This is a genomic window from Paenibacillus sp. J31R122, assembly GCF_056269185.1.
On sequence record NZ_JBWDNM010000017.1, the window covers coordinates 1 to 21,340 of the forward strand.

Genomic DNA, 21,340 nt, shown 5'->3' on the forward strand with positions numbered 1-21,340 from the left:
AAGACGACGAGGTTGATAGGTTCGGGGTGGAAGCACAGCAATGTGTGGAGCTGACGAATACTAATCGGTCGAGGGCTTATCCTAAAAAAGTTTGCATGGACCCATACATCCGGCAGACAAACAGCTAAGGTTCAGTAAGACAACTTTCGTATCCAGTTTTCAGGGCGTAAATCGTCTTGTAAATCTTTAATTTTCCCTGATAGCTCAGTTGGTAGAGCACTCGACTGTTAATCGAGTTGTCACAGGTTCGAGTCCTGTTCGGGGAGCCATATACTGGAGAAGTGTCCGAGTGGTCGAAGGAGCACGATTGGAAATCGTGTAGGCTCTAACCGGGTCTCGAGGGTTCGAATCCCTCCTTCTCCGCCAGTATGCGGCCCGTTGGTCAAGTGGTTAAGACACCTCCCTTTCACGGAGGTAACAGGGGTTCGAGTCCCCTACGGGTCACCAAAAAAACTTTTTTTAAAAAAGTACTTGCTTTTAACCTAAGACCTGTGGTAAGATATAAGGGTCGCTCAGCAACGGAGGCTTAGCTCAGCTGGGAGAGCATCTGCCTTACAAGCAGAGGGTCGGCGGTTCGATCCCGTCAGCCTCCACCATATAGACTTAATAATGACGCGGGGTGGAGCAGCTCGGTAGCTCGTCGGGCTCATAACCCGAAGGCCGCAGGTTCAAATCCTGCCCCCGCAACCAAATCTTTACCTATCGGAAGTTTCCGAGATTATGATGTGGAGCTGTGGTGTAGTGGCCCAACATGCCTGCCTGTCACGCAGGAGACCGCGGGTTCGAATCCCGTCAGCTCCGCCATTCAAAAAACATCAGGCTCGGTAGCTCAGTCGGTAGAGCAGAGGACTGAAAATCCTCGTGTCGGCGGTTCGATTCCGTCCCGAGCCACCATTTAAGATTTATGTAGTACTTGTTCCAATTGAATATGCCGTTGTAGCTCAACTGGTAGAGCAACTGACTTGTAATCAGTAGGTTGGGGGTTCAAGTCCTCTCGACGGCACCACATGGAGGATTAGTGAAGTGGCTAAACACGGCAGACTGTAAATCTGCTCTCTCAGAGTTCGGTGGTTCGAATCCATCATCCTCCACCAGTTTACCTTAGGGGCATAGTTTAAAGGTAGAACAAAGGTCTCCAAAACCTTTGGTGTGGGTTCAATTCCTGCTGCCCCTGCCAATTAAAACTTTATATCATGGCGGTCGTGGCGAAGTGGTTAACGCATCGGTTTGTGGATCCGACATTCGGGGGTTCAATTCCCCTCGATCGCCCCATTTATTCAAAAAAATGCAACAAAACTTTGTTGGGGATTAGCCAAGCGGTAAGGCAACGGACTTTGACTCCGTCATTCTCAGGTTCGATCCCTGAATCCCCAGCCATTTATTTGCGGAAGTGGCTCAGCGGTAGAGCATCGCCTTGCCAAGGCGAGGGTCGCGGGTTCGATTCCCGTCTTCCGCTCCATTAAGTTGGCGCCATAGCCAAGTGGTAAGGCAGAGCTCTGCAAAAGCTCTACCCCCAGTTCGAGTCTGGGTGGCGCCTCCACAATTTTCTCGAAATGCTTTGCGCCCTTAGCTCAGCTGGATAGAGCGTTTGACTACGAATCAAAAGGTCAGGAGTTCGAATCTCTTAGGGCGCGCCATATTTAACTTATTGAAATGCCGATGTGGCGGAATGGCAGACGCGCGCGACTCAAAATCGTGAGGGAAACCGTGGAGGTTCGAGTCCTCTCATCGGCACCAAATCTTTCAATCCAAACTCTTGAGATCATTAGATCTCAAGAGTTTTTTTGTGTTTTAGCCTATTTTAATATTGCTCCTTTACAACACTATATTATTAGTGTACTATTTAACTAACACACAGATACAGATTGAATAAACAGATGTGAAAAGGAAATCCCCTGAATAAGTGATTGATCTTACAGGGCAGTAGAAAGGAGTGGAAACAATTGTGAGTATTGAATTTGATAACAATTTACCGATTTACTTGCAAATCATGAATTATATGAAGAAAGAAATCGTTGTTGGAAACTTAAAGGCGGGCGATAAAATTCCAGCAGTTCGTGAATTAGCGTTAGAATTGCAAATTAACCCGAATACCGTGCAGCGTGCCTTTCAAGAGCTGGAACGTGAGCTCATCGTAGAAACTAAACGTGGTCTTGGAAGATATGTAACTAGTGAGGAGTCGAAAATTATGGAGATTAAGAAGGAAATGGCCAGCGACTTGCTCGGTCACTTTATACAAGGCATGCAAGAGCTTGGATTTGCGAATAACGACATCATTACAATCGTTTCAGAAGCTGTACAGGCTGAAATTAAAGAATAGGAGTGAATCAACAGTGGAGAGCATTTTAGAGCTGAACGGTATATCGAAATCGTATGCAGGCAAAAAAGCATTAAATAATGTATCACTAAAAGTTGCACCTGGAAAAATTGTTGGACTTCTAGGGAGTAACGGAAGCGGCAAGAGCACACTGATGAAAATCGCGGCCGGGTTAATTCCAGCAGCTTCAGGCGAGGCAAGAATAGTCGGTCAGCTTATCAATAGAGAAACGAGAGCCATTACGTCGTTCATGCCAGATCGGCCATTGACAGAAAGCTGGATGCGTGTAGATGATGCGATACAATTTTACACTGATTTTTATGCAGATTTTGATCGTGTGAAAGCAAATGAAATGCTTTCATTCATGAAGCTGAGCAAAAGAGATCGCGTAACCTCATTGTCCAAAGGGATGAATGAGCGGCTGCAGCTTACATTGACCTTATCTCGGAACGCAAAGCTCTATCTACTTGATGAGCCAATTGGAGGGGTAGACCCAGTCGCGCGAGCTAAGATATTGGATGCGATTGTAAACTATTATAATGAGGAGAGTAGTATCGTAGTGTCCACACACCTTGTACGGGATATTGAACGGATTTTTGATGAAGTCATATTTATACGAAATGGTCAAATTGTGCTGCAGGACGAAGTAGAGAATATACGGGTTAATAGTGGGAAAAGCGTTGATGAGATGTTCAAGGAGGTGTTCGCAGAATGATGAATCTTTTGAAATACGATTGGAAACGTAATAGTACTCTTCTGCTTAGTACACTTGCAGTGCTCATTATCGTGCAAGCCGCACTTACCATTGTTGGAGAAGTAAGAGACTGGGATAAGCAAATTGTCTTTGTTCTAAGTTTACTTGGTTACACATCAGTAGCTATACTGCTATACGTCAATTGCTGCAGAACATTTGATCATAACATCAAATCTTTCAGCCGCAGGCTGTTGTCGCTTCATCCGTTGAAAGGAGTTGGAGCTGTCGTATTACTAAGCTTGATGACAGCGATCGCCGTTGTTGCTGTTGCAGTTATCCATATCCTCTTATATATAGCTTTCAAGGGGATGAATATAAGTGAGTTATTAGAGGGGATAACTTTCAACTCCCTTACGGTAATCAAACTGGTAGCTGTCTCTATATGGGCGTACTCTTCGTTTCTTATAGTCATTATGGCAGCTACAACTGTATCACGCTGCTTCCGTAGTAAACATGCGACTTGGATTGGGATCATCTTTTTCTTTGCAGTCATGAGTCTAATAGGTTGGTTGGAGCACGTGCTGTTTGAGAAGTCTGAAGGATCATTAAGCGGTGTTTCTGTAGAAAGTGAAATAAGCAATGATTCCTTTTCATTCTCTTCATCCTTGGATCTCGACATCCCACTAGGACCTATATTGTTAGAGATGGTGTTTGTTGCAGCGTTATTATATCTAATGACGTATTTATTAAACAAAAAGGTGGAGCTGTAAATCCACCTGCTGCTTTGGAGTATGAGGGCTTCGTGACCCTTGTACTCTTTTTTTTGTGTAAACTAACTAACAAAACGCTTAAGATGGTAATATATGAAATAGTTCGAAAAAAATGGGTAGTAAAGCAAGCGCAGTTCGATAAATATCTTGCCAATAAATAAGCAGTGAAATGCGATAGAGAGAGCCTCCCAGCTGTTACGGCTTGGTTGGCTTTCTTTTGTTACCACTATAGAATGACCGCAGACTCGACCTAAGTCTAGTGAGAAAACCGCCGAAGGTCTGTTTTATAATTAGGGGAATTGATCTAAACTAAGTACATAAGCAAGAGAAACACTTTCTAACACGATACGGCAAACAAAATAAATGCAATTGAAAGGAGTGAGATTGGAACATGAATGGAAAAAGCGCGTTAGGCGTACTGCTGGTTATTGTCGGAAGCATCGCGGTTCTTAACTTTATTGGAATTAACCTCGGCTCCATCATCGGTTTCTTGCTTCCGTTCATCTTAGTTGGGTTTGGTGTAATCGGCTGGATGAACAACAAGAAATGGATTGGCGGAATCCTTATCGTAATCGGAGCAATGATGCTGCTAGGCAAGCTCGGCGGACTTATCATGCTGGCTCTGGCAATCGGATTGATCGTAGCTGGAATAAGCTTGTTCAAGAAAAACAAACATAAAGCTTATTAATCAATTTGGAGTTAAATAGAGATAAGAAGCTAGTTTTGCTTAGCAAGACTTGGAGGAGGACAATCAATGAGCATTATAAAACGTGTTCGCGACATTACGGCCGCCACACTAAATGAGAGATTAGAGAAGGCAGAAGATCCGGTTCGATTGATTGATCAGTTTCTATGGTCGACAAGAGAAGATATTATACAAGCGGAGAAGCTTTATCAGCAATATGCAGGTCATAGCAATCACCTGAAAGCTCAGTGGCTGCAGGCTGAACAACAGAAGGAACGTCGTGAGCAACAGGCGTTGACCGCTTTAAAGGCTGGCGAAGAACAACTGGCACGCATTGCTTTGCATGAGAAAGCAAGCTGTGAAGAGCGTTCGGTTCAATACCGAGAGCTATACGAGCAAAGTCGGCAAAATACGATTGATTTGGAAGAACAGCTTCGCGAGATGCGAAGTGAATATCAAACCGTATACGATAAACGGGAATATTACGCTGCACGTATGGAGTCGCTTCGACTTCAGCAACGAATGAACAGTCGCAATAACGGAGGCTTCGGCGATCAAGGGCTTCAAGCAGGCTCCGTGTTCAGACGCTTGGAGGATCGCATAAGCGGTATGGAGCATGAGGCAAAAAGCTTGCGTGAGGTTCGTAGAATGGGTCAGGAATTCATAACGGAAGCAGGCAACACGGTACACTCCGTTATCGAAAGAGAGCTTGAACAGCTGAAACGGAAGCTGGAGAAGGAAGGATGGTCATCTTGAAAAAACTGTATCGCTCATCTCGAGACAAGAAGCTATTCGGCCTTTGCGGCGGTTTAGCAGAAATGTTAAACGTTGATGCTACATTGCTACGAATCCTGCTTATTGTTGTAACGATTTTTACAAGCGGTGCTGTTATCTTGATCTATCTAATTGCAGGTCTGGTTGTTCCAAAAGAACCGCCAGTCTACTCAGGCTTTGGCCCAAATGGCAATAACTATGGCGGAGGGTATAACCCAGGCTATAACAATAATGGTTCAAGCTTCGGATCCCAATCACCATTTGGCGGTCCTTACAAAAACCCGCCGCAGGATTCAAGTACTTGGGGTAACCCAGGAGCGGGCGTTGGAGCGTCGACTTCATCGCAATTCGATAGCATGATGGATGATTTGGAGAAAAAAGCGCTTCGCAGAGAAATTGAAGAATTGAAAGCTAAAATTGCTAAATACGAGAAGGGAGATTTTTAACATGGGAATTTTCAAACGGATGAAAGATATGACAAAGGCTTCGGTAAATGAGGCATTGGATAAAATTGAAGACCCGATTGTAATGCTTAATCAATACTTGCGTGATATGGAATCGGAGATTCATCAAGCTGAAGTAACGGTAGCGAAGCAAATGGCGAATGAGCGTCGGATGAAGCAGCGTGTTGAGGAAGCGGTACGCAGCGTAGCAGACCGTGAGTCCAAAGCGGAAGCGGCATTGAGAGCTGGTCAAGAGGAGCTTGCTCGCAAGCTGTTGGAAGAAAAGCTGTATTTTGACCAGAAGGTAACGGAATATATCGATTTGCACGCACAATCGAAGACGCAAGCTGAAGAATTGATGCAGCAATTGCATACGATGAAGGATGAGTTCTACCAAATGCGCAACAAACGTAATGAGCTAGCATCCCGCGCACAGATTGCGAAAGCGCAAAAGCAAATGGCGCAGTTGTCAAGCAATCATTCAATTGACAGCGGATCTGCATCGCGCGGCTTCTCGCGGATGGAAGAAAAGATTATGCAAATGGAAGCGGAAGCTGATGTGCTTCGTACTCCATACTCGTACAGTGGAACAACTAACAGCTTTAACGCAGCAGATGCTGAGAAGCAGCATAAGGTTGATGAGCAGCTGCAAGCTCTTAAGAACAAGCTGGGCACGCAAAGCGCACCAACTTCATTGAGCAAATCAGCGTCTGAAGAATAGATTGATAGTTCCTGTAAGAAGCGGACCGTTAATAACGGTCTGCTCTTTCATTTGTTTATGTATAAGGCTAGTATTCATGATTCGATATTGGTAAAATTCTTACATAGAAGGAAGTGAGCCGTATGGAGCAAGGCAAGCCGGGCGAGCAACCGAATCATGCGGCCCGCAGGCGAAATATAACGGAAACGATTTTGTGGCTGCTTATCATTGTCAGCTTGGTAGTTATCGTGCTTCAGGGTGTTGGCTACTTGGAGCTGTTTACGCTTCGAGGGAAATGGGCGGTCATGGGGCTTTCTATAATTGGAGCAGCCTTGGCGGTCGCTACACTGGGCAGTTACCTACAAAACTCGAGACTTAAGGAGTCATTGAAACGGTTAAGCGAGCAGCAGATGAAGCGGAGGTTCTCCGTAACCATTGATCCTTTAGGCGCTGCTGAAGGCGAGTTGTCTGAGGAGGAGAAAAGTGACCCGAGTTGGACGGCTAAGGTGAAATTTTCAGCTGTTATTGAAGAGCGGCAACGGCTAGCACGTGAGCTGCATGATGCTGTCAGTCAGCAGCTGTTCGCTATTTCGATGACGGCAACGGCTGTTAGTCGTACGATAGATCGGGATTGGGAGCGAGCAAAACGTCAGGTGCAGCTAATCGAAGAAATGGCATCCGTCGCTCAGTCAGAAATGCGGGCTTTGCTGCTGCATTTGCGTCCAGTACATTTGGAAGGTAAAAATTTGGGCCAAGCTCTGATGGTGCTGGTAGACGAGCTGAAGCAGAAGGTACCGATGACGATTACGTTAGAGGTAGATGATTCGATCATGCTGCAGCCAAGGGCTGAGGACCATCTGTTCCGCATTGCGCAGGAGGCTCTCTCCAATACTCTGCGGCACTCGAAAGCTGATAGCATGGTAATCAAGCTGCTTAGAATCGGAAACCAAGTGCATATGAGCTTGCGGGATAGCGGAATTGGATTTGATCTGGAAGCGAAGAAGCAAACATCTTATGGATTACTAACGATGGAAGAACGGATAAATGAGCTCGGTGGTTCTTTAGAAATGAATTCTAGGGTAGGCGAAGGAACTTTGATTCAGATTTGGGTACCGATGGATGGATTAAGGGAAACGAAATGATCATAGAAATAAAATACGGATGAATTGAAGGAAAAAGGACGGTGTGAGACATGGAGTTGATTGAGAAATTGAGTCAACCTATTAAAGTTCTGCTCGTAGACGATCATGAGATGGTACGAATCGGGCTTGCTGCTGTGCTTGATACAGAGGATGGAATTGAGGTTGTCGGTGAAGCCAGCAATGGCATGGACGGAATCCGACTGGCTCAAGCGTACAAACCTGACGTTGTTCTTATGGATTTAGTTATGGATGGAATGGATGGCGTTGAGACTACAGCTAAGTTGCTGGAGTTATACCCAGAGTGTAAGGTAATTGTATTGACGAGCTATTTGGATGACAGCAAGCTATATCCGGTCATTGAAGCTGGCGCGTTCAGCTACTTATTGAAAACGTCCCGCGCCACTGAAATTGCGGATGCTATCCGTGCGGCAGCGCGTGGACAGTCGGTGCTGGAATCACAGGTGGCAGCTAAGATGATGAATCGCTTCCGTCAACCAAAGCAGCTCGAGAAGGCACCTTTGCATGAAGAATTAACCGACCGTGAGATGGATGTGCTGAAGCATGTGGCTCAAGGGATGTCCAATCAAGAAATTGCTGATGAGCTGTATATTGGTGTGAAGACGGTGAAATTTCATATTACCAACATTTTTAATAAGCTTGAAGTGGAAGATCGCACGCAAGCTGCCATTTATGCGCATAAGCAAGGAATTGCGGAATAATTTGGAACGGTTAGCTCCAATATCATTTCATATATAGTATTCTTTTGCCGGCAAACCAATGTGGTTTCGCCGGTGTTTTGGTTTGAAGTAGGTGGACAGTTAACTGCTAGCTTCCTATAAAACTATTGATTATTTTCAAAGCGATGCTAATCTAGTTATAGGTAACGATTAATAATAATGCCAGTAAAAGGAATCGGGCTGTACGATTGTACAGAGTTATAATAAGCAATGTATGGAAGTGTAGTCGATAAACGCTTTTGCACGAAATCAACAACACTTGGTTTGTCGGTATAACATAATGCTTGCTTTAAGCCCGATAGTAAACCGTCCACTCCAAGCAGCAGCTGTTTAATTTGTCGCTCACTTGCTGCAATTGGACGAACGGGTATAGACAAGTTTGTTCCTATATGGCTCGGATCTTGAGAATTTGTCGTCCATAATCCATTGTCATCGCTGCGTTTCAGACCAAGCGCGGCCGCAGCCGGATGCTGCAAAGCTTCTTCAATGGAGGTCCACAATTCAGGCTTCAAATCACCATTATACTGTTTGTATTTGGACTCCAAAGTATTCAGTAGTTTGGCTAATTTGCTAGTCAGCTTGTGCAAACTAAGCTCTGATAAATCATCATTAGTAGTATGTAGATTATAGTTGATTATTAAGTGATCAATTTCAGTTTGAGCTTGATTAGCCAGCTTAAACCAGTCGGCTGCACTCTTGGCGGCTTGTTGATAGATGCGATTCCAATCATTCGCGCGGTTAGACGTCATCTGTGACTCATGCTGACGATAAGGATACGAAGCATACTTGATTACCGTTTGTACGGGTGAATAGGCAATAGGACGTTCAACTCTACGAATAGGCGGAATGTAACCAGACATATGTATAGTGCCTCCTTGATTAATGTTGCTCCTTCAGCGATAGCATACTATAAGGTTTTTGAAAAGACTGGCGAAATCTGTCAGTTGGAAAGAGAGCGGCGACTCTCAACTGAGCTCACCGCTTGACTGCTTATATCAATAAAAAAAGTAATGCGATAAGGGCTAAATCAAGAAAAAACGCTCCACCCCACGGATTATATGGTTCATAGTATGGATCATAAGGATAGGATTGTGTAATTGCTTGTTCCGACTTATGGTTCAATTCTTTATTCTGATTTTTATATTTTTTCTTCTTCTTCATCTCTTTTGGCTGAACCTTTGTCAAAGTCGCTTCTGGTCTATTATGCGTATTATCTCCATTGAGCCATAACCTGCCATTATTGCAAGAGCTGAGTATGCCGACATGCCGAGATCCGTCCCTCATTACTACACATACCGGATAACCGCAAAATTGTTGGACTACCTCTTCGTGTAACGGATAAATCTGTTCCATTAACGGATGACACCTCCATTCACTATTCTGCAACTAGTGTATTCACCTAATAGTAAACGGGTATGGGTACTTACCCATTAAACGTAGAAACAAAGCATCTGCTGCTCTTTGAGGCTATTATTTCAGTCGTAAAACTTTTCAGGAGGTTATACGCATGTACATTCCAAAAGGTATGGATCCCGTCAAAGGACAGTTGTCGAAGCAGCAGCGTTTAAGACGGAGCAAAAATGGCATAATAGCGGCATTGTTAGTGCTTTTATTAGGTACAGGATGGGCGATTTGGAAAGCGGATAAGGAGCCTGGCACGGCAGCCTCAGCCGTACAACATTTAAATCATGACTTACAGATGCTTTGGAAGTGGAGCGACCCTCTGCTCACTAATGGGGCGGAGAACGCGGTTTGGTCTATTCGCTGGAATGTAGCGGCAGAAGCAGGCGCGATGGATGAGCTTTCGAAAAAGCTTTTTTCAGATAAAAATGGTGATGCGATAGAGAAGCTAGTACAAAATGAAGGGAAAACAATAACAGGAGCATCGGTCTACAGCGGGAAGATTTCTGTAAGCTTGGTCGAGGTTGAAGAGACGAATAGTCGTGAACAAATTATGATCCTCTATGAATCGAGCGCAGGGCAGCAGCCGGATCAGAATACATTGCTTCATGTAGCATCAGACATTGGTGTTGAAATTTCGAAGCTCGCTCCAACATTTACTAGCAGTATAAAGGTTCAAGGTTTTACGACAAGCAAGTATGCTATAGAAGATATGATCAGGCAAGCCCAAGCATCGCCTGTTGATCGGTTCGAGGATGGAGGAACGAGAAGCGAGATGCTGTACACTAACCAGCTGCAGTCAAGAATAGCGGCTGGAGGCGGGAAGCTCGCAAATATTCAAATCGCATTGCACAAGCAGACTCATTCGGAAAATATAGCTTTGACGATTGGAATTCCTATCATAACCGGGGAATACAGCTCAAGTGAGAACATCCAACCTTAATTAACAGACTTTGATCAGCACAATTTTGGCTGCTCATCAGTATTTTTTATGGCGGGTTGAATAGCGATTTAAGGATGAATATGTTAAACTACATAGCATGTAAAGTTGTATAAAAATTCATAGGAAAGAATGAGGCAAATGACCACAACTACTACTCTTGATTCCGTTTCCGCTCAGGGCGCTGTCTACTACCTGTTCGGAGCTACCGGCGATCTGGCCCGGCGTAAGCTGTTCCCAGCGCTGTTCAGTTTATATAAAGAAGGCAAGTTATCGGAAAACTTCGCAGTAGTCGGTCTTGCTCGCCGTCCTCGGACGAATGAACAATTCCGTTCTGACTTATACGATTCTATCGTTGAGTTCTGTCGTTATAAAGCAGACGATGCTGAGCTATGGAACCGTTTTGCGGAACATTTTGAATACATGTCGCTTGATATTAATGACGTTGACGGCTTCCGTGAGCTAAGCCGCTTATCGGAACAGCTGGATGTTAAATTCCATATACCTGGAAATCGATTGTTTTACTTGGCGTTAGCCCCATCACTATTTGGTCCTGTGTCGTTCAACCTTCGTGATGGAGGCCTGTTGGAATCTTCCGGTTGGCATCGCGTTGTAATCGAAAAGCCTTTTGGCTATGATCTGCCATCGGCTCAAAAGCTGAACGAGCAAATCAATCAGGTTTTCAAAGAGGAAGAAATATATCGTATCGACCATTACCTCGGTAAGGAAATGGTACAAAATATTCAGGTTATCCGATTTGCAAATGCTTTTTTTGAGCCTTTGTGGAATAATAATCATATTGCCAATGTTCAAATTACATTGTCAGAAACAGTAGGCGTTGAGGATCGCGGCGGATATTATGACAAATCAGGCGCATTGCGTGATATGGGTCAAAATCATATGCTGCAAATGCTTACGATGATAGCTATGGAGCCGCCTAGCCGCTTGCATGGTGAAGACATTCGCGATGAAAAGGTTAAGGTGCTTCGCTCCTTACGCGACTATACGTCGAGTGAGGATGTCCGAGCGAAAGTAGTACGCGCTCAATATAGCGAAGGCAGCTATAGGGACAAGCCTTTGACAGGTTATCGACAAGAGGAATCTGTAAGTGAGGATTCGACCACGGAAACCTATTTTGCGGCAAAAGTATTCGTCGACAACTTCCGCTGGGCAGGTGTACCGTTCTATATCAGAACTGGTAAGCGTCTGCCGGTAAAGACAACAGAGGTCGTAATCGAATTTAAATCGATGCCACAAAATGTACTGTTTGCACAGCGTCATGATTTGGCTCCAAACCTACTCGTCATTCGCGTAAATCCGCTTGAGGGCATATATATTAAAGTAAATGCAAAAACGCCTGGCGCGGATAATTCCGTTCAGCCGGTGGCTATGGAATTTTGTCAAAGCTGCCAAATTGGCCTTAATACGCCAGAAGCATATGAACGCCTCATTCATGATGCAGTACGCGGTGATTCCACATACTTCACGCGTTGGGATGAGGTTTCGCAAGCTTGGTCGTTCGTGGATCGGATTGCACAAGCATGGCGTGAAGAAAAAAGTGATTTGAAGTCATACCCTGCGGGATCTTGGGGCCCTCAAGCAGCTAATGAGCTGCTTGCGGAGGATGGTTTCCACTGGTGGCCTGTTAATGGTCAAGAGGAAGACAATGTTATTTGGGTATCAAGCAGCGGTAAATAAGCTGTTGTGAGTCGCCCAGCACGATGAAGGGAAGTCAAGCATGAGCCAAACGTTAAAAGATGAAATTAAACAGGAAGTAGATAAGCGACGTACATTTGCGATTATCTCTCACCCGGATGCAGGTAAAACAACACTTACTGAAAAGCTCCTTCTATTTGGTGGAGCCATTCGGCTTGCAGGATCAGTCAAGGCTCGTAAAGCGAGCCGTCACGCAACATCCGACTGGATGGAAATTGAGAAACAACGTGGGATCTCGGTAACATCAAGCGTAATGCAGTTCGATTATTTGGGACATCGCGTTAATATTCTTGATACGCCTGGTCACCAAGACTTTAGTGAAGACACTTATCGGACACTGACTGCAGCAGATAGCGCGGTCATGCTTATTGACGTCGCCAAAGGCGTAGAGGCACAGACGATTAAGCTGTTCCAAGTTTGCCGCAAGCGCGGCATTCCGATCTTTACGTTTATTAACAAGCTAGACCGTGAAGGACAAAGCCCCTTTGAATTGATGGAGGAGCTGGAGCGGGTACTAGGTATCCGCGCGGTGCCAATGAACTGGCCAATCGGTATGGGACGTGAGCTGTGCGGCGTATATGACCGAATGAAATCCCAAGTGGAGCTGTTCCAAGGTAACGATCATTCGAAGATTGAGGTTCGTCCTGTTAGCGATTATAATGATCCCGTTATTCGTGAGATGGCGGGCGATTATTTGACTGACCAGCTTATCGGAGATTTGGAGCTGCTTGATGTAGCAGGGGATCAGTTCGATTTCGAGAAGGTTCAAGCAGGAGAATTGACACCGTTATTTTTCGGAAGCGCGGTAAACAACTTCGGCGTACAAACTTTTCTGGAGAACTTTTTGCAGCTTGCACCTAAGCCGACCTCGCGCAACAGCACGACTGGCACGGTAGATCCAACAAATGAGAAATTTACGGGCTATGTATTTAAAATTCAAGCCAATATGAATCCTGCTCACCGTGACAGAATTGCTTTCCTTCGCATTTGCTCCGGCAAATTTGAACGTGGCATGAGCGTCCGCCATGTTCGCAATGGCAAAGATATAAAGCTGGCGCAGCCTCAGCAGTTTTTGGCTCAGGACCGCGACATTGTCGACACCGCTTATCCTGGTGATATTATCGGTTTGTTCGATCCAGGTATTTTCCGGATCGGCGATTCCTTGTCACAGGGCGGAGAAGTTGTATTCGATGAGCTGCCGACCTTCTCACCGGAAATTTTCGCTAAAGTAACAGTCAAAAATGCATTGAAGCATAAGCAGTATCAGAAGGGTGTCGATCAGCTGACCGAGGAAGGTACCATTCAGGTATTCCATTCAACCGGCAACTTCGACGAAACGATCCTTGGCGTTGTCGGACATTTGCAATTTGAGGTGTTCGAGCATCGGATGCGAGCGGAATATGGGGTTGAAATTCAATTACATCGTTTGACCTTCCAGTTCGCACGCTGGATCGTAGACGACAACATTGATCCGAGCAAGTTCCGTATTAATACGACGCTAGTAAAGGACAAGAAGGGCAATTATGTCGTTCTGTTCGAGAATGAGTATGCGATGCGTACGGCAATTGACAAAAACCCGACTTCTAAGTTTTTGGAAACCGCGCCTTAATAAGCGAGTATACCGTTATGAAATATGCATCTCCGCACGGCGTATTATTGCGCTTAGCTGAGATGCTTATTTTTTACCCTAATGTATGTAAATTACTAGAGAAGCTGTTGAAACAAAACGTTTCCGCATGTCGTATATGATGGTGAATATGGGGAATGAGGTAATTTACATAAGCTTGTAAAGAACGAAGTACTTAAGATAATTTAATGGATGCTCGAATATGAATAATAGTGGAGGTAGGGTGCAAGGATGACGTCACTGAAACCAATAAAGAGAAGTCCGTTAAGGATCTATTTTGGGAAGAAGTACTATCGATTGAAGCGTTATGCTAACTGGTACTTTGGCGGTAGAAAATTTGCAGCTTTGCGCAAGGAAAAGTCCTTATTGCCCTATATCGTATTTGAGCATAGAACCCCGTTGCTTCGGAAGCTTAAGGATGTTGATATGTGGATTCAGCATAATAAGGTAAAGAACCTCACAATTGCTTCAAGCAGGGTAAGCGGAGTGATGATAAAGCCAGGTGAAACCTTTTCATATTGGCGCTTGATTGGGAACCCTACCAAAAGAAAAGGTTATGTGGAGGGTATGATTTTGCATTACGGTAAAGTACTTACGGGAGTTGGGGGCGGGTTATGTCAATTGTCCAATTTGATTTATTGGTTGACACTGCATTCACCTTTAACGATTACGGAGAGATACCGTCATAGCTATGACGTTTTTCCAGATTCCAAAAGAAACCAACCGTTTGGGAGCGGCGCCACCTGTGCCTATAACTATCTTGATTTGCAGATTAAAAATGAGACCGATCATACGTATCAATTAAATATTTATTTGACGGAAACCGATTTAGTGGGTGAATGGAGAACAGTTGTCCCGCATACTAGAACCTTTGAAGTTTATGAAAAGGAGCATTGGATCACTCGTGAGTACTGGGGTGGTTATGTCAGGCATAATAAAATTTATAGAAAAGCTTATAACTTGGAGAAAGTGCTTATCGATGATGAATTTATTACAGAAAACCATGCCATTATGATGTATGAACCGATGCTGGAGCAAACAGTTTCTTCAACGACAACTAATGTGAAATAATAATGTAAGATGTAACAGCAATAGGCTTTAATAGTGTAGGATTCGGTTTACTTCCTGATACTAGGAATGGAGAGGATAGTGTAAATGAAGACAATAATGTTTACTGGAGGAGGCTCAGCCGGGCATGTTACGGTTAATCTAGCGCTGATCCCTCGTTTCCTCGAAGAAGGCTGGGCGGTAGACTATATTGGTTCGGAAACTGGTATAGAGAAGGATATAATTTCAGCGATCCCATCCGTTAATTATTATGCGATTGCAACTGGGAAACTAAGAAGGTATATGGATTGGCAAAACGTAAAGGATCCTTTCAAAACGATAAAAGGCGTCTTCCAAGTATATCGACTAATTAATAAGCGCAAGCCGAAGGTTTTATTTTCAAAAGGAGGATTCGTATCTGTTCCTGTCGTGTTGGGCGCTTGGCTGAATAGGGTACCCGTTCTCATACATGAATCGGATATTACGCCTGGTTTGGCAAATCGAATCGCTATTCCATTCGCAACAGGCGTATGTACAACATTTCCGGAGACTGCAAAGATGCTGCAGCCAAATAAATGTCGGCATGTAGGAGCTGTTATTCGGGAGGAAGTGAAGCGGGGCAATGCAAAACGCGGCAGAGACTTCTGCGGTTTTGACGAAAGAAAGCCAGTTATACTAGTTATGGGCGGAAGTCTGGGAGCAAGAAAAATTAATCAGACGCTCAGGCAGGCATTGCCTTATTTAACTGAGCGTTTTCAAATCGTTCATTTATGCGGGAAAAACAATATAGATACATTGATCGAATCACTGGATTACAAACAATATGAATATATTAATGAGCAATTGCCGGATATTTTTGCAATGTCTGATATCGTCATTTCGCGAGCGGGCTCTAATTCGATTTTTGAGTTTCTATCGCTAAGAAAACCGATGCTGCTCATTCCGCTCCCAAAGGAGCAGAGCAGAGGTGACCAAATTCTGAATGCGCAGTCATTTGAAAAGTCGGGGTACTGCGATATTTTGTACGAGGAGCAGCTTACAGAGGAAACGCTTTGTAGTAGCGTCACCCGGCTATATGAGGAGCGTTATACGTATAAACAAAGAATGGGCAATAGCAAGCAACTGGATGCCTTAACGCTAGTATGTGATTGGATCAATGAGGTTGCGGAGAAGTGATTATTTATCGTATCAATTTTGTTGACGATAAACCGTTTTCATGCAATAATGTACGCGTGTACATAAAATGAAATTAGCAGATGTGAATAATAGCATTACAGGAGGCAAATAACCATTAGCAGGAAAGAAGTAGCAAAATTAGCTGGCGTCTCGGAGGCCACCGTATCTAGAGTTCTTAACAAAGTTGGTCCAATAAAAGAGGAGACTCGTGAACGTGTACTGCAAGCAGCTGCCGAGCTTGGTTATGTTCCAAATGCGCTTGCGCAGCAATTCGCTCGTCGAAGGAGCGGCAATATTGGCGTAATTCTACCTTTTGTGCCAAAGGTTCATTTATTCTCGACGTATTACTTCTCTGAAATATTGAGTGGAATCGGAGAGACGGCGAAGCGATGCGGCTATGACTTGCTGCTCATCTTCAGAGAACCAAGTGGAGCAAGAGATTACGCAAAGCTGTTTCGAACGCAAAAAATTGATGCGTGTATTGTCCTTGGCTCGCAAAATGTTCCAGAAGAGCGAGCGGCGCTCGCAGAGCTTAAAGCCGAAGGCTACCCCTTCTGCCTCGTTAATCAACGATACGATGAAGATGAGTATACGACGGTGGATGCAGACCATTCAGCAGGCAGCAAGGAGGCAGTTCAGCATTTAGTTGAGAAAGGCGGCCGACGAGTTGCATTCGTAAATGGACCTTCGATTTATTCTAACAGCACAGACAGGCTGCTTGGCTACCAAGCTGCACTTCAGGAAGCGGGAATAGCGTTTGAGGAACCGTTAGTCTATGTCGGCAATTATAGTCGCAAGAGCGGTTACGAGCTGGCAGTGAGCCTTGCAGAAAAAATCCGAGACGGCAGCATAGACTCCGTATTTGCAGCGAATGATCGAATGGCAATTGGACTGATGCAGGGTCTGCGTGAATGTGGGCTTGAGGCGGGGCGGCATTATGCGCTTGTTGGTTACGATGACTCGGACGGCTCGCGTATTATTAGCCCAAGATTATCTACGGTAGCGGTCCCTTTTTATGAAATGGGAAAGCTGGCTGCTGCTAGACTGCTCGATAATGAAAGCAAAGAAGCGGGTAATTCATCTGTGCAGGACGTGCTACCCGTTAGCTTTATTGCAAGGGAAACATCCTAATCCACGAGAGGCGGTATAAAGATGAAAAAAGTGAGAATTGGTATGGTTGGTTACAAGTTTATGGGCAAGGCGCATAGTAACGCTTATCGAGCTCTCCCCATGTTTTTCCCGAAATCGGTAAAGCCGGAAATGAAGGCGATATGTGGACGAGACCCCGAGGGTCTCGAACAGGCACGCGCACAGTTTGGTTGGGAAAGCTCTGAAACGGATTGGAATGAGCTAGTCAAGCGCGATGATGTCGATTTAATTGATATCAATGCTCCGAGTGATGCACACAAAGCGATTGCACTTGCAGCAGCAGCAGCGGGGAAACATATTTTTTGCGAAAAGCCGCTTGCGCTTACATTGAAAGATTCGCGTGAAATGCTTGAAGCGGCCGAGACGGCTGGCGTGAAGCATATGGTTGGCTTTAACTACCGGTTTGCGCCGGCGGTGCAACTGGCTAAGAAGCTGGTTGAGGACGGACGCATTGGTGAAATCTATCATTTCCGCGCTGTATTTCTGCAAGACTGGATCATTGATCCTAGCTTCCCTCTCGTATGGCGGCTGCAAAAGGAAATTGCAGGGTCAGGTTCGCACGGTGATCTAGGTGCTCATTTGATCGATATGGCCCGTTTCCTTGTTGGTGAGTTTAACGAAGTAATCGGAATGAGCGAGACATTCATTAAAGAACGTCCAATCGCATCGGCGATGACAGGGCTGAGCGCCAAAGGGAGCGCAGATGCGCCGCGCGGAGCGGTAACCGTTGATGATGCGACGTTATTCATGACACGCTTTGCAAATGGTGCGCTGGGAAGCTTTGAGGCGACAAGGTTTGCAGCAGGTCACCGCTGCACGAATGGCTTTGAGATTAACGGCAGCAAAGGAAGCATCAAGTTTGATTTCGAGCGAATGAATGAACTTCAGGTTTATTTTACAGATGATGCAGAAGACGTACAGGGCTTTCGCCGTGTGCTTGCTACCGATCCAGCTCATGCTTACATGGATGCTTGGTGGCCTGCTGGACATACGATTGGCTATGAGCATACGTTTACGCATGAGATGCATGAACTGATGAAGGCATTTGAAGAGGATCGTCAACCGGTTCCGAATTTCGTGGATGGAGTGAAATGCCAAGAGGTGCTGGAAGCGGTAGAACGTTCGATTACGGAGCGTCGTTGGGTTGCGATTAGTGAACTATCCTAATGGAATGAAATAGATGAGTGGAGAGGCAGTGAGTGGAAATGAAAAAAGCATTAATCGTATGGGGCGGCTGGGATGGACATCAACCGAAGGAGGTAGGTGAAATCTTCCGTGAGGTTTTGGAAGGTGAAGGCTTCGAGGTGGAGCTGTCCAATACGCTTGAGGCATTCGCAGATGCGGAGAAGCTGATGGGTCTTGATCTTATTATTCCAGTATGGACAATGGATCGCATTGATCAAAAGCTAGTCGATAATGTATCAGCGGCTGTTCAAAGCGGAGTGGGCCTCGCGGGCTGTCATGGTGGAATGTGCGACGCTTTCCGTGAAAATGTGGACTGGCAGTTTATGACGGGCGGCCAATGGGTTGCTCACCCGGGTAATGACGGGCTTGAATATGTCGTCAATATTAGCAATTCCTCAAGCAGCCTGACAGAAGGGATGAAAGATTTTACCGTTCGCTCCGAGCAATATTATTTGCATGTAGATCCAGCGGTAGAGGTGCTCGCTACGACACGTTTTCCGATAACAGCTGGCCCTCATTCATTGAACAAAGCGGTTGATATGCCTGTTGTCTGGACAAAGCGTTGGGGAGTGGGCCGCGTTTATTATAACTCGCTTGGTCACCAAGCGAATATTATGGAGATTGATGATGTGAAGGAGCTTATGCGCCGCGGGTTCCTTTGGTGCGCTGAGGGTAAAGCTTTGGCTGAAGAGGCTGGCAATAGCGCTGCAGCATATAGTGGCATGGCCGATAATCAACTTTAAGCGATATTTTGATTAATAGATAAGGATATTATTTTTTTAAAAAAATTAGATGTGAGACGAGGGAGTCAGGATCATGGAAAAAATCAAAGCAGGTATTATAGGTACAGGTAACATTAGCGGTGCTTATTTTGGAAATGGTAATCGCTACGATTCGCTTCAGGTCGTTGCTTGTGCGGATTTGGATGTTGATCGGGCAAAAGCTAAGGGAGCGGAATATGGTGTTCGCGGTTGTTCCGTTGAAGAATTGCTAGCTGACCCTGAGATTCAAATGATCATTAACCTGACGATTCCGCAAGCACACGCCTCAGTTTGCAAGCAAGCGCTTGAAGCAGGTAAGCATGTTTATGTGGAGAAGCCATTTGCAGTAACGAGAGAGGAAGCTCAAGAAGTGCTAGCGCTTGCTGAGAGAAAAGGGTTGTTAGTTGGTAGTGCGCCTGATACATTCCTTGGCGGCGGCATCCAAACAAGCATCAAGCTTATCGAGGATGGTTGGATTGGTACGCCGATTGGCGCAACTGCATTTATGACATGTGGCGGCCACGAGACTTGGCATCCGTCTCCAGAGTTTTACTATCTGAAGGGCGGCGGCCCAATGTTCGACATGGGTCCATATTATTTGACGGCACTAGTAGCAATGCTCGGACCGATTACTCGAGTAACCGGCTCAGCTCGCATTACTTATCCAGAGAGAACGATTACAAGCCAGCCGAAATATGGTCAAAAGGTTACGGTTGAAGTACCTACTCATATTGCAGGTATTATGGATTTTGCATCGGGACCAATCGGAACTTTGCTGACTAGCTTCGATGTGAAGGGCAATTCCACGCTGCCTCGTATTGAAGTATACGGCAGCGCGGGCACACTCTTAGTACCAGACCCGAATGGATTCGGAGGACCTGTGAAAATTTGGCGCCCGGGCACTAGTGAATGGTCAGACATTCCACTCGCTTTCGATGTTAACGATCGCGGCGTAGGAGCAGCCGATATGGCTAAAGCGATTCAAACCGGACGTAAGCATCGTGCAAATGGAGAACTTGCTTATCATGTGCTTGAAGCGATGCACGGTTTCCATGATGCATCCGAGCAAGGCGTACATTATGTGATGAAGAGCACTTGTGAGAAACCAGCGCCATTTCCACTTGGTTTACAACCTCATTGTTTAGATTAGTAATATTGTAAAAAGCTGTCCTGCGGTCATTGTATATGACCAGCCAGGACAGCTTTTCGCATGATTACACTTATTTCAACCAAGCATCGACTTTATCTTGATTTTGCTCTACCCATTCCTTGGCAGCTGCCTCAGGGGTTTTGCCATCTTGAATTTGAATCATAACAGCAGCCATATCATCTGGTGTCCAGTTGAATTGATCAAGGAAAGCATAAGCTTCTGGCTGATCATCCTTCAATCCTTTGCGAGCAATCGTATGGATTTGTTCCGCACTGCCGTATACGTTTTTAGGATCTTCTAAATATTTCAAATCCATTTTGGCGAACTTCCAATGTGGCGTCCAGCCAGTGATGATAATAGGTTCTTTTTTATTGTACTTTTTCTGAAGCTCTTGTGTCATTGCGGCGGATGAGCTCTCCAGCAATGTCCACTTGTCGCGTAAACCGTATTGATCTAGTGCTTTCTCAGTGGACATCATAAGTCCTGCTCCTGGCTCTATGCCGATAATCGTATAGTCAACAGAAGCACCAACCTTATCATTCAATTCCTCAATGCTGTTAATATCCATGTATTGAGGCACGACGAGACCGGACTTTGCGCCGTCTAGGTTAGTTCCAAGATCTTCGTATTTACCGTTGTACTTAGAAACGTAAGATGCATGTGTCGTTGGGAGCCATGCTGCAACCATCGCATCAACGCTTCCGTCGGATACACCTGCCCACATTGGACCAGCATCTACTTGAAGCATTTCAACCTTGTAGCCTAGCTTTTGCTCTAGCACTTCTTTGACTACGTAGGTGCTTGCGATTTCAGAATCCCAAGCGACATAGGCAAGAGTTACTTTCTTTTTACTGTCTCCGCTTGTAGAACAACCAGCGAGTAATGTCATCACCATAATAGCTGCAATAATTCCATTCATTTTGTTG

Annotated in this window: 21 protein-coding genes, 16 tRNA genes and 1 rRNA gene; 35 read left to right on the plus strand and 3 right to left on the minus strand. The window is 45.2% G+C overall.

Annotated features, from left to right (window positions below; translation table 11 throughout):
* From AC0YN7_RS24060 to AC0YN7_RS24185, 26 genes are all read left to right on the plus strand, one after another.
* Window positions 1-84: ribosomal RNA gene (locus tag AC0YN7_RS24060) — 23S ribosomal RNA — on the plus strand; the annotation flags it as partial.
* 109 nt (window positions 85-193) lie between these two features.
* Window positions 194-269 (plus strand) — tRNA-Asn (locus tag AC0YN7_RS24065).
* Window positions 270-275: 6 nt separating this feature from the next.
* A tRNA-Ser gene (locus AC0YN7_RS24070) sits at window positions 276-366 on the plus strand.
* Between the two features lie 6 nt (window positions 367-372).
* Window positions 373-447, plus strand: a tRNA-Glu gene (locus AC0YN7_RS24075).
* Between the two features lie 73 nt (window positions 448-520).
* A tRNA-Val gene (locus AC0YN7_RS24080) sits at window positions 521-596 on the plus strand.
* A 17-nt stretch (window positions 597-613) separates the two neighbouring features.
* Window positions 614-690 (plus strand) — tRNA-Met (locus AC0YN7_RS24085).
* 37 nt (window positions 691-727) lie between these two features.
* Window positions 728-804: transfer RNA gene (locus AC0YN7_RS24090), tRNA-Asp, on the plus strand.
* 14 nt (window positions 805-818) lie between these two features.
* A tRNA-Phe gene (locus AC0YN7_RS24095) sits at window positions 819-894 on the plus strand.
* Between the two features lie 36 nt (window positions 895-930).
* Window positions 931-1,006: transfer RNA gene (locus AC0YN7_RS24100), tRNA-Thr, on the plus strand.
* 3 nt (window positions 1,007-1,009) lie between these two features.
* A tRNA-Tyr gene (locus tag AC0YN7_RS24105) sits at window positions 1,010-1,094 on the plus strand.
* Between the two features lie 9 nt (window positions 1,095-1,103).
* Window positions 1,104-1,177: transfer RNA gene (locus AC0YN7_RS24110), tRNA-Trp, on the plus strand.
* A gap of 19 nt (window positions 1,178-1,196) precedes the next feature.
* Window positions 1,197-1,272: transfer RNA gene (locus AC0YN7_RS24115), tRNA-His, on the plus strand.
* A 30-nt stretch (window positions 1,273-1,302) separates the two neighbouring features.
* Window positions 1,303-1,377: transfer RNA gene (locus AC0YN7_RS24120), tRNA-Gln, on the plus strand.
* A 7-nt stretch (window positions 1,378-1,384) separates the two neighbouring features.
* A tRNA-Gly gene (locus tag AC0YN7_RS24125) sits at window positions 1,385-1,459 on the plus strand.
* A 7-nt stretch (window positions 1,460-1,466) separates the two neighbouring features.
* Window positions 1,467-1,540: transfer RNA gene (locus AC0YN7_RS24130), tRNA-Cys, on the plus strand.
* A 20-nt stretch (window positions 1,541-1,560) separates the two neighbouring features.
* Window positions 1,561-1,637, plus strand: a tRNA-Arg gene (locus AC0YN7_RS24135).
* An 18-nt stretch (window positions 1,638-1,655) separates the two neighbouring features.
* Window positions 1,656-1,737 (plus strand) — tRNA-Leu (locus AC0YN7_RS24140).
* A 208-nt stretch (window positions 1,738-1,945) separates the two neighbouring features.
* The gene (locus tag AC0YN7_RS24145) at window positions 1,946-2,320 is read left to right on the plus strand and encodes a GntR family transcriptional regulator (protein ID WP_475812579.1); all 375 of its coding nucleotides are present in this window, start codon (window positions 1,946-1,948) and stop codon (window positions 2,318-2,320) included.
* A 13-nt stretch (window positions 2,321-2,333) separates the two neighbouring features.
* Entirely contained in the window at window positions 2,334-3,032 is a 699-nt protein-coding gene (locus AC0YN7_RS24150; RefSeq protein WP_475812580.1) for an ABC transporter ATP-binding protein, read from the plus strand.
* On the plus strand, window positions 3,029-3,781 hold the full coding sequence (locus AC0YN7_RS24155; RefSeq protein ID WP_475812581.1) for a hypothetical protein: 753 nt from the start codon (window positions 3,029-3,031) through the stop codon (window positions 3,779-3,781). The genes AC0YN7_RS24150 and AC0YN7_RS24155 overlap by 4 nt, the downstream gene beginning before the upstream one ends.
* 391 nt (window positions 3,782-4,172) lie before the next feature.
* Window positions 4,173-4,469, plus strand: coding sequence for a LiaF transmembrane domain-containing protein (locus AC0YN7_RS24160; protein ID WP_475812582.1), 297 nt, complete (start codon window positions 4,173-4,175; stop codon window positions 4,467-4,469).
* 66 nt (window positions 4,470-4,535) lie between these two features.
* Window positions 4,536-5,222: a PspA/IM30 family protein gene (locus AC0YN7_RS24165; protein ID WP_475812583.1), complete on the plus strand. Its 687-nt coding sequence runs from the start codon at window positions 4,536-4,538 to the stop codon at window positions 5,220-5,222.
* Window positions 5,210-5,686: a PspC domain-containing protein gene (locus AC0YN7_RS24170; protein WP_475812584.1), complete on the plus strand. Its 477-nt coding sequence runs from the start codon at window positions 5,210-5,212 to the stop codon at window positions 5,684-5,686. The genes AC0YN7_RS24165 and AC0YN7_RS24170 overlap by 13 nt, the downstream gene beginning before the upstream one ends.
* Before the next feature lies 1 nt (window position 5,687).
* Window positions 5,688-6,404 carry a PspA/IM30 family protein gene (locus tag AC0YN7_RS24175; protein WP_475812585.1) on the plus strand — a complete coding sequence of 239 codons (717 nt, stop codon included), beginning with the start codon at window positions 5,688-5,690 and terminating at the stop codon, window positions 6,402-6,404.
* A 122-nt stretch (window positions 6,405-6,526) separates the two neighbouring features.
* Window positions 6,527-7,525: a sensor histidine kinase gene (locus tag AC0YN7_RS24180; RefSeq protein ID WP_475812586.1), complete on the plus strand. Its 999-nt coding sequence runs from the start codon at window positions 6,527-6,529 to the stop codon at window positions 7,523-7,525.
* Window positions 7,526-7,575: 50 nt separating this feature from the next.
* Entirely contained in the window at window positions 7,576-8,244 is a 669-nt protein-coding gene (locus AC0YN7_RS24185; RefSeq protein WP_475812587.1) for a response regulator transcription factor, read from the plus strand.
* 155 nt (window positions 8,245-8,399) lie between these two features.
* Here AC0YN7_RS24185 and AC0YN7_RS24190 read toward each other — a convergent pair whose 3' ends face one another.
* Window positions 8,400-9,122, minus strand: a complete 723-nt coding sequence (locus AC0YN7_RS24190; RefSeq protein ID WP_475812588.1) for a hypothetical protein — start codon at window positions 9,120-9,122, stop codon at window positions 8,400-8,402.
* 130 nt (window positions 9,123-9,252) lie between these two features.
* A complete protein-coding gene (locus AC0YN7_RS24195) occupies window positions 9,253-9,615 on the minus strand; it encodes a hypothetical protein (protein ID WP_475812589.1) in 363 nt (120 codons plus the stop codon).
* Between the two features lie 154 nt (window positions 9,616-9,769).
* Here AC0YN7_RS24195 and AC0YN7_RS24200 point away from each other — a divergent pair, with 154 nt between their 5' ends.
* From AC0YN7_RS24200 to AC0YN7_RS24240, 9 genes are all read left to right on the plus strand, one after another.
* The gene (locus AC0YN7_RS24200) at window positions 9,770-10,606 is read left to right on the plus strand and encodes a YwmB family TATA-box binding protein (protein WP_475812590.1); all 837 of its coding nucleotides are present in this window, start codon (window positions 9,770-9,772) and stop codon (window positions 10,604-10,606) included.
* A gap of 138 nt (window positions 10,607-10,744) precedes the next feature.
* Entirely contained in the window at window positions 10,745-12,301 is a 1,557-nt protein-coding gene (zwf, locus tag AC0YN7_RS24205) for a glucose-6-phosphate dehydrogenase (RefSeq protein ID WP_475812591.1), read from the plus strand.
* A gap of 40 nt (window positions 12,302-12,341) precedes the next feature.
* Window positions 12,342-13,928, plus strand: coding sequence for a peptide chain release factor 3 (locus AC0YN7_RS24210; RefSeq protein ID WP_475812592.1), 1,587 nt, complete (start codon window positions 12,342-12,344; stop codon window positions 13,926-13,928).
* Window positions 13,929-14,177: 249 nt separating this feature from the next.
* Window positions 14,178-15,017: a VanW family protein gene (locus AC0YN7_RS24215; RefSeq protein ID WP_475812593.1), complete on the plus strand. Its 840-nt coding sequence runs from the start codon at window positions 14,178-14,180 to the stop codon at window positions 15,015-15,017.
* Between the two features lie 84 nt (window positions 15,018-15,101).
* Window positions 15,102-16,169 carry an undecaprenyldiphospho-muramoylpentapeptide beta-N-acetylglucosaminyltransferase gene (locus AC0YN7_RS24220; protein ID WP_475812594.1) on the plus strand — a complete coding sequence of 356 codons (1,068 nt, stop codon included), beginning with the start codon at window positions 15,102-15,104 and terminating at the stop codon, window positions 16,167-16,169.
* A 108-nt stretch (window positions 16,170-16,277) separates the two neighbouring features.
* The gene (locus AC0YN7_RS24225) at window positions 16,278-17,300 is read left to right on the plus strand and encodes a LacI family DNA-binding transcriptional regulator (protein WP_475812674.1); all 1,023 of its coding nucleotides are present in this window, start codon (window positions 16,278-16,280) and stop codon (window positions 17,298-17,300) included.
* Between the two features lie 21 nt (window positions 17,301-17,321).
* Window positions 17,322-18,485 carry a Gfo/Idh/MocA family protein gene (locus AC0YN7_RS24230; protein WP_475812595.1) on the plus strand — a complete coding sequence of 388 codons (1,164 nt, stop codon included), beginning with the start codon at window positions 17,322-17,324 and terminating at the stop codon, window positions 18,483-18,485.
* A gap of 38 nt (window positions 18,486-18,523) precedes the next feature.
* Window positions 18,524-19,246: a ThuA domain-containing protein gene (locus tag AC0YN7_RS24235; RefSeq protein ID WP_475812675.1), complete on the plus strand. Its 723-nt coding sequence runs from the start codon at window positions 18,524-18,526 to the stop codon at window positions 19,244-19,246.
* Between the two features lie 73 nt (window positions 19,247-19,319).
* On the plus strand, window positions 19,320-20,414 hold the full coding sequence (locus AC0YN7_RS24240) for a Gfo/Idh/MocA family protein (protein WP_475812596.1): 1,095 nt from the start codon (window positions 19,320-19,322) through the stop codon (window positions 20,412-20,414).
* A gap of 70 nt (window positions 20,415-20,484) precedes the next feature.
* Here the strand turns inward: AC0YN7_RS24240 and AC0YN7_RS24245 are convergent, their stop codons facing one another.
* Window positions 20,485-21,333 carry a glycine betaine ABC transporter substrate-binding protein gene (locus AC0YN7_RS24245; protein ID WP_475812676.1) on the minus strand — a complete coding sequence of 283 codons (849 nt, stop codon included), beginning with the start codon at window positions 21,331-21,333 and terminating at the stop codon, window positions 20,485-20,487.
* Window positions 21,334-21,340: the final 7 nt, after the last annotated feature.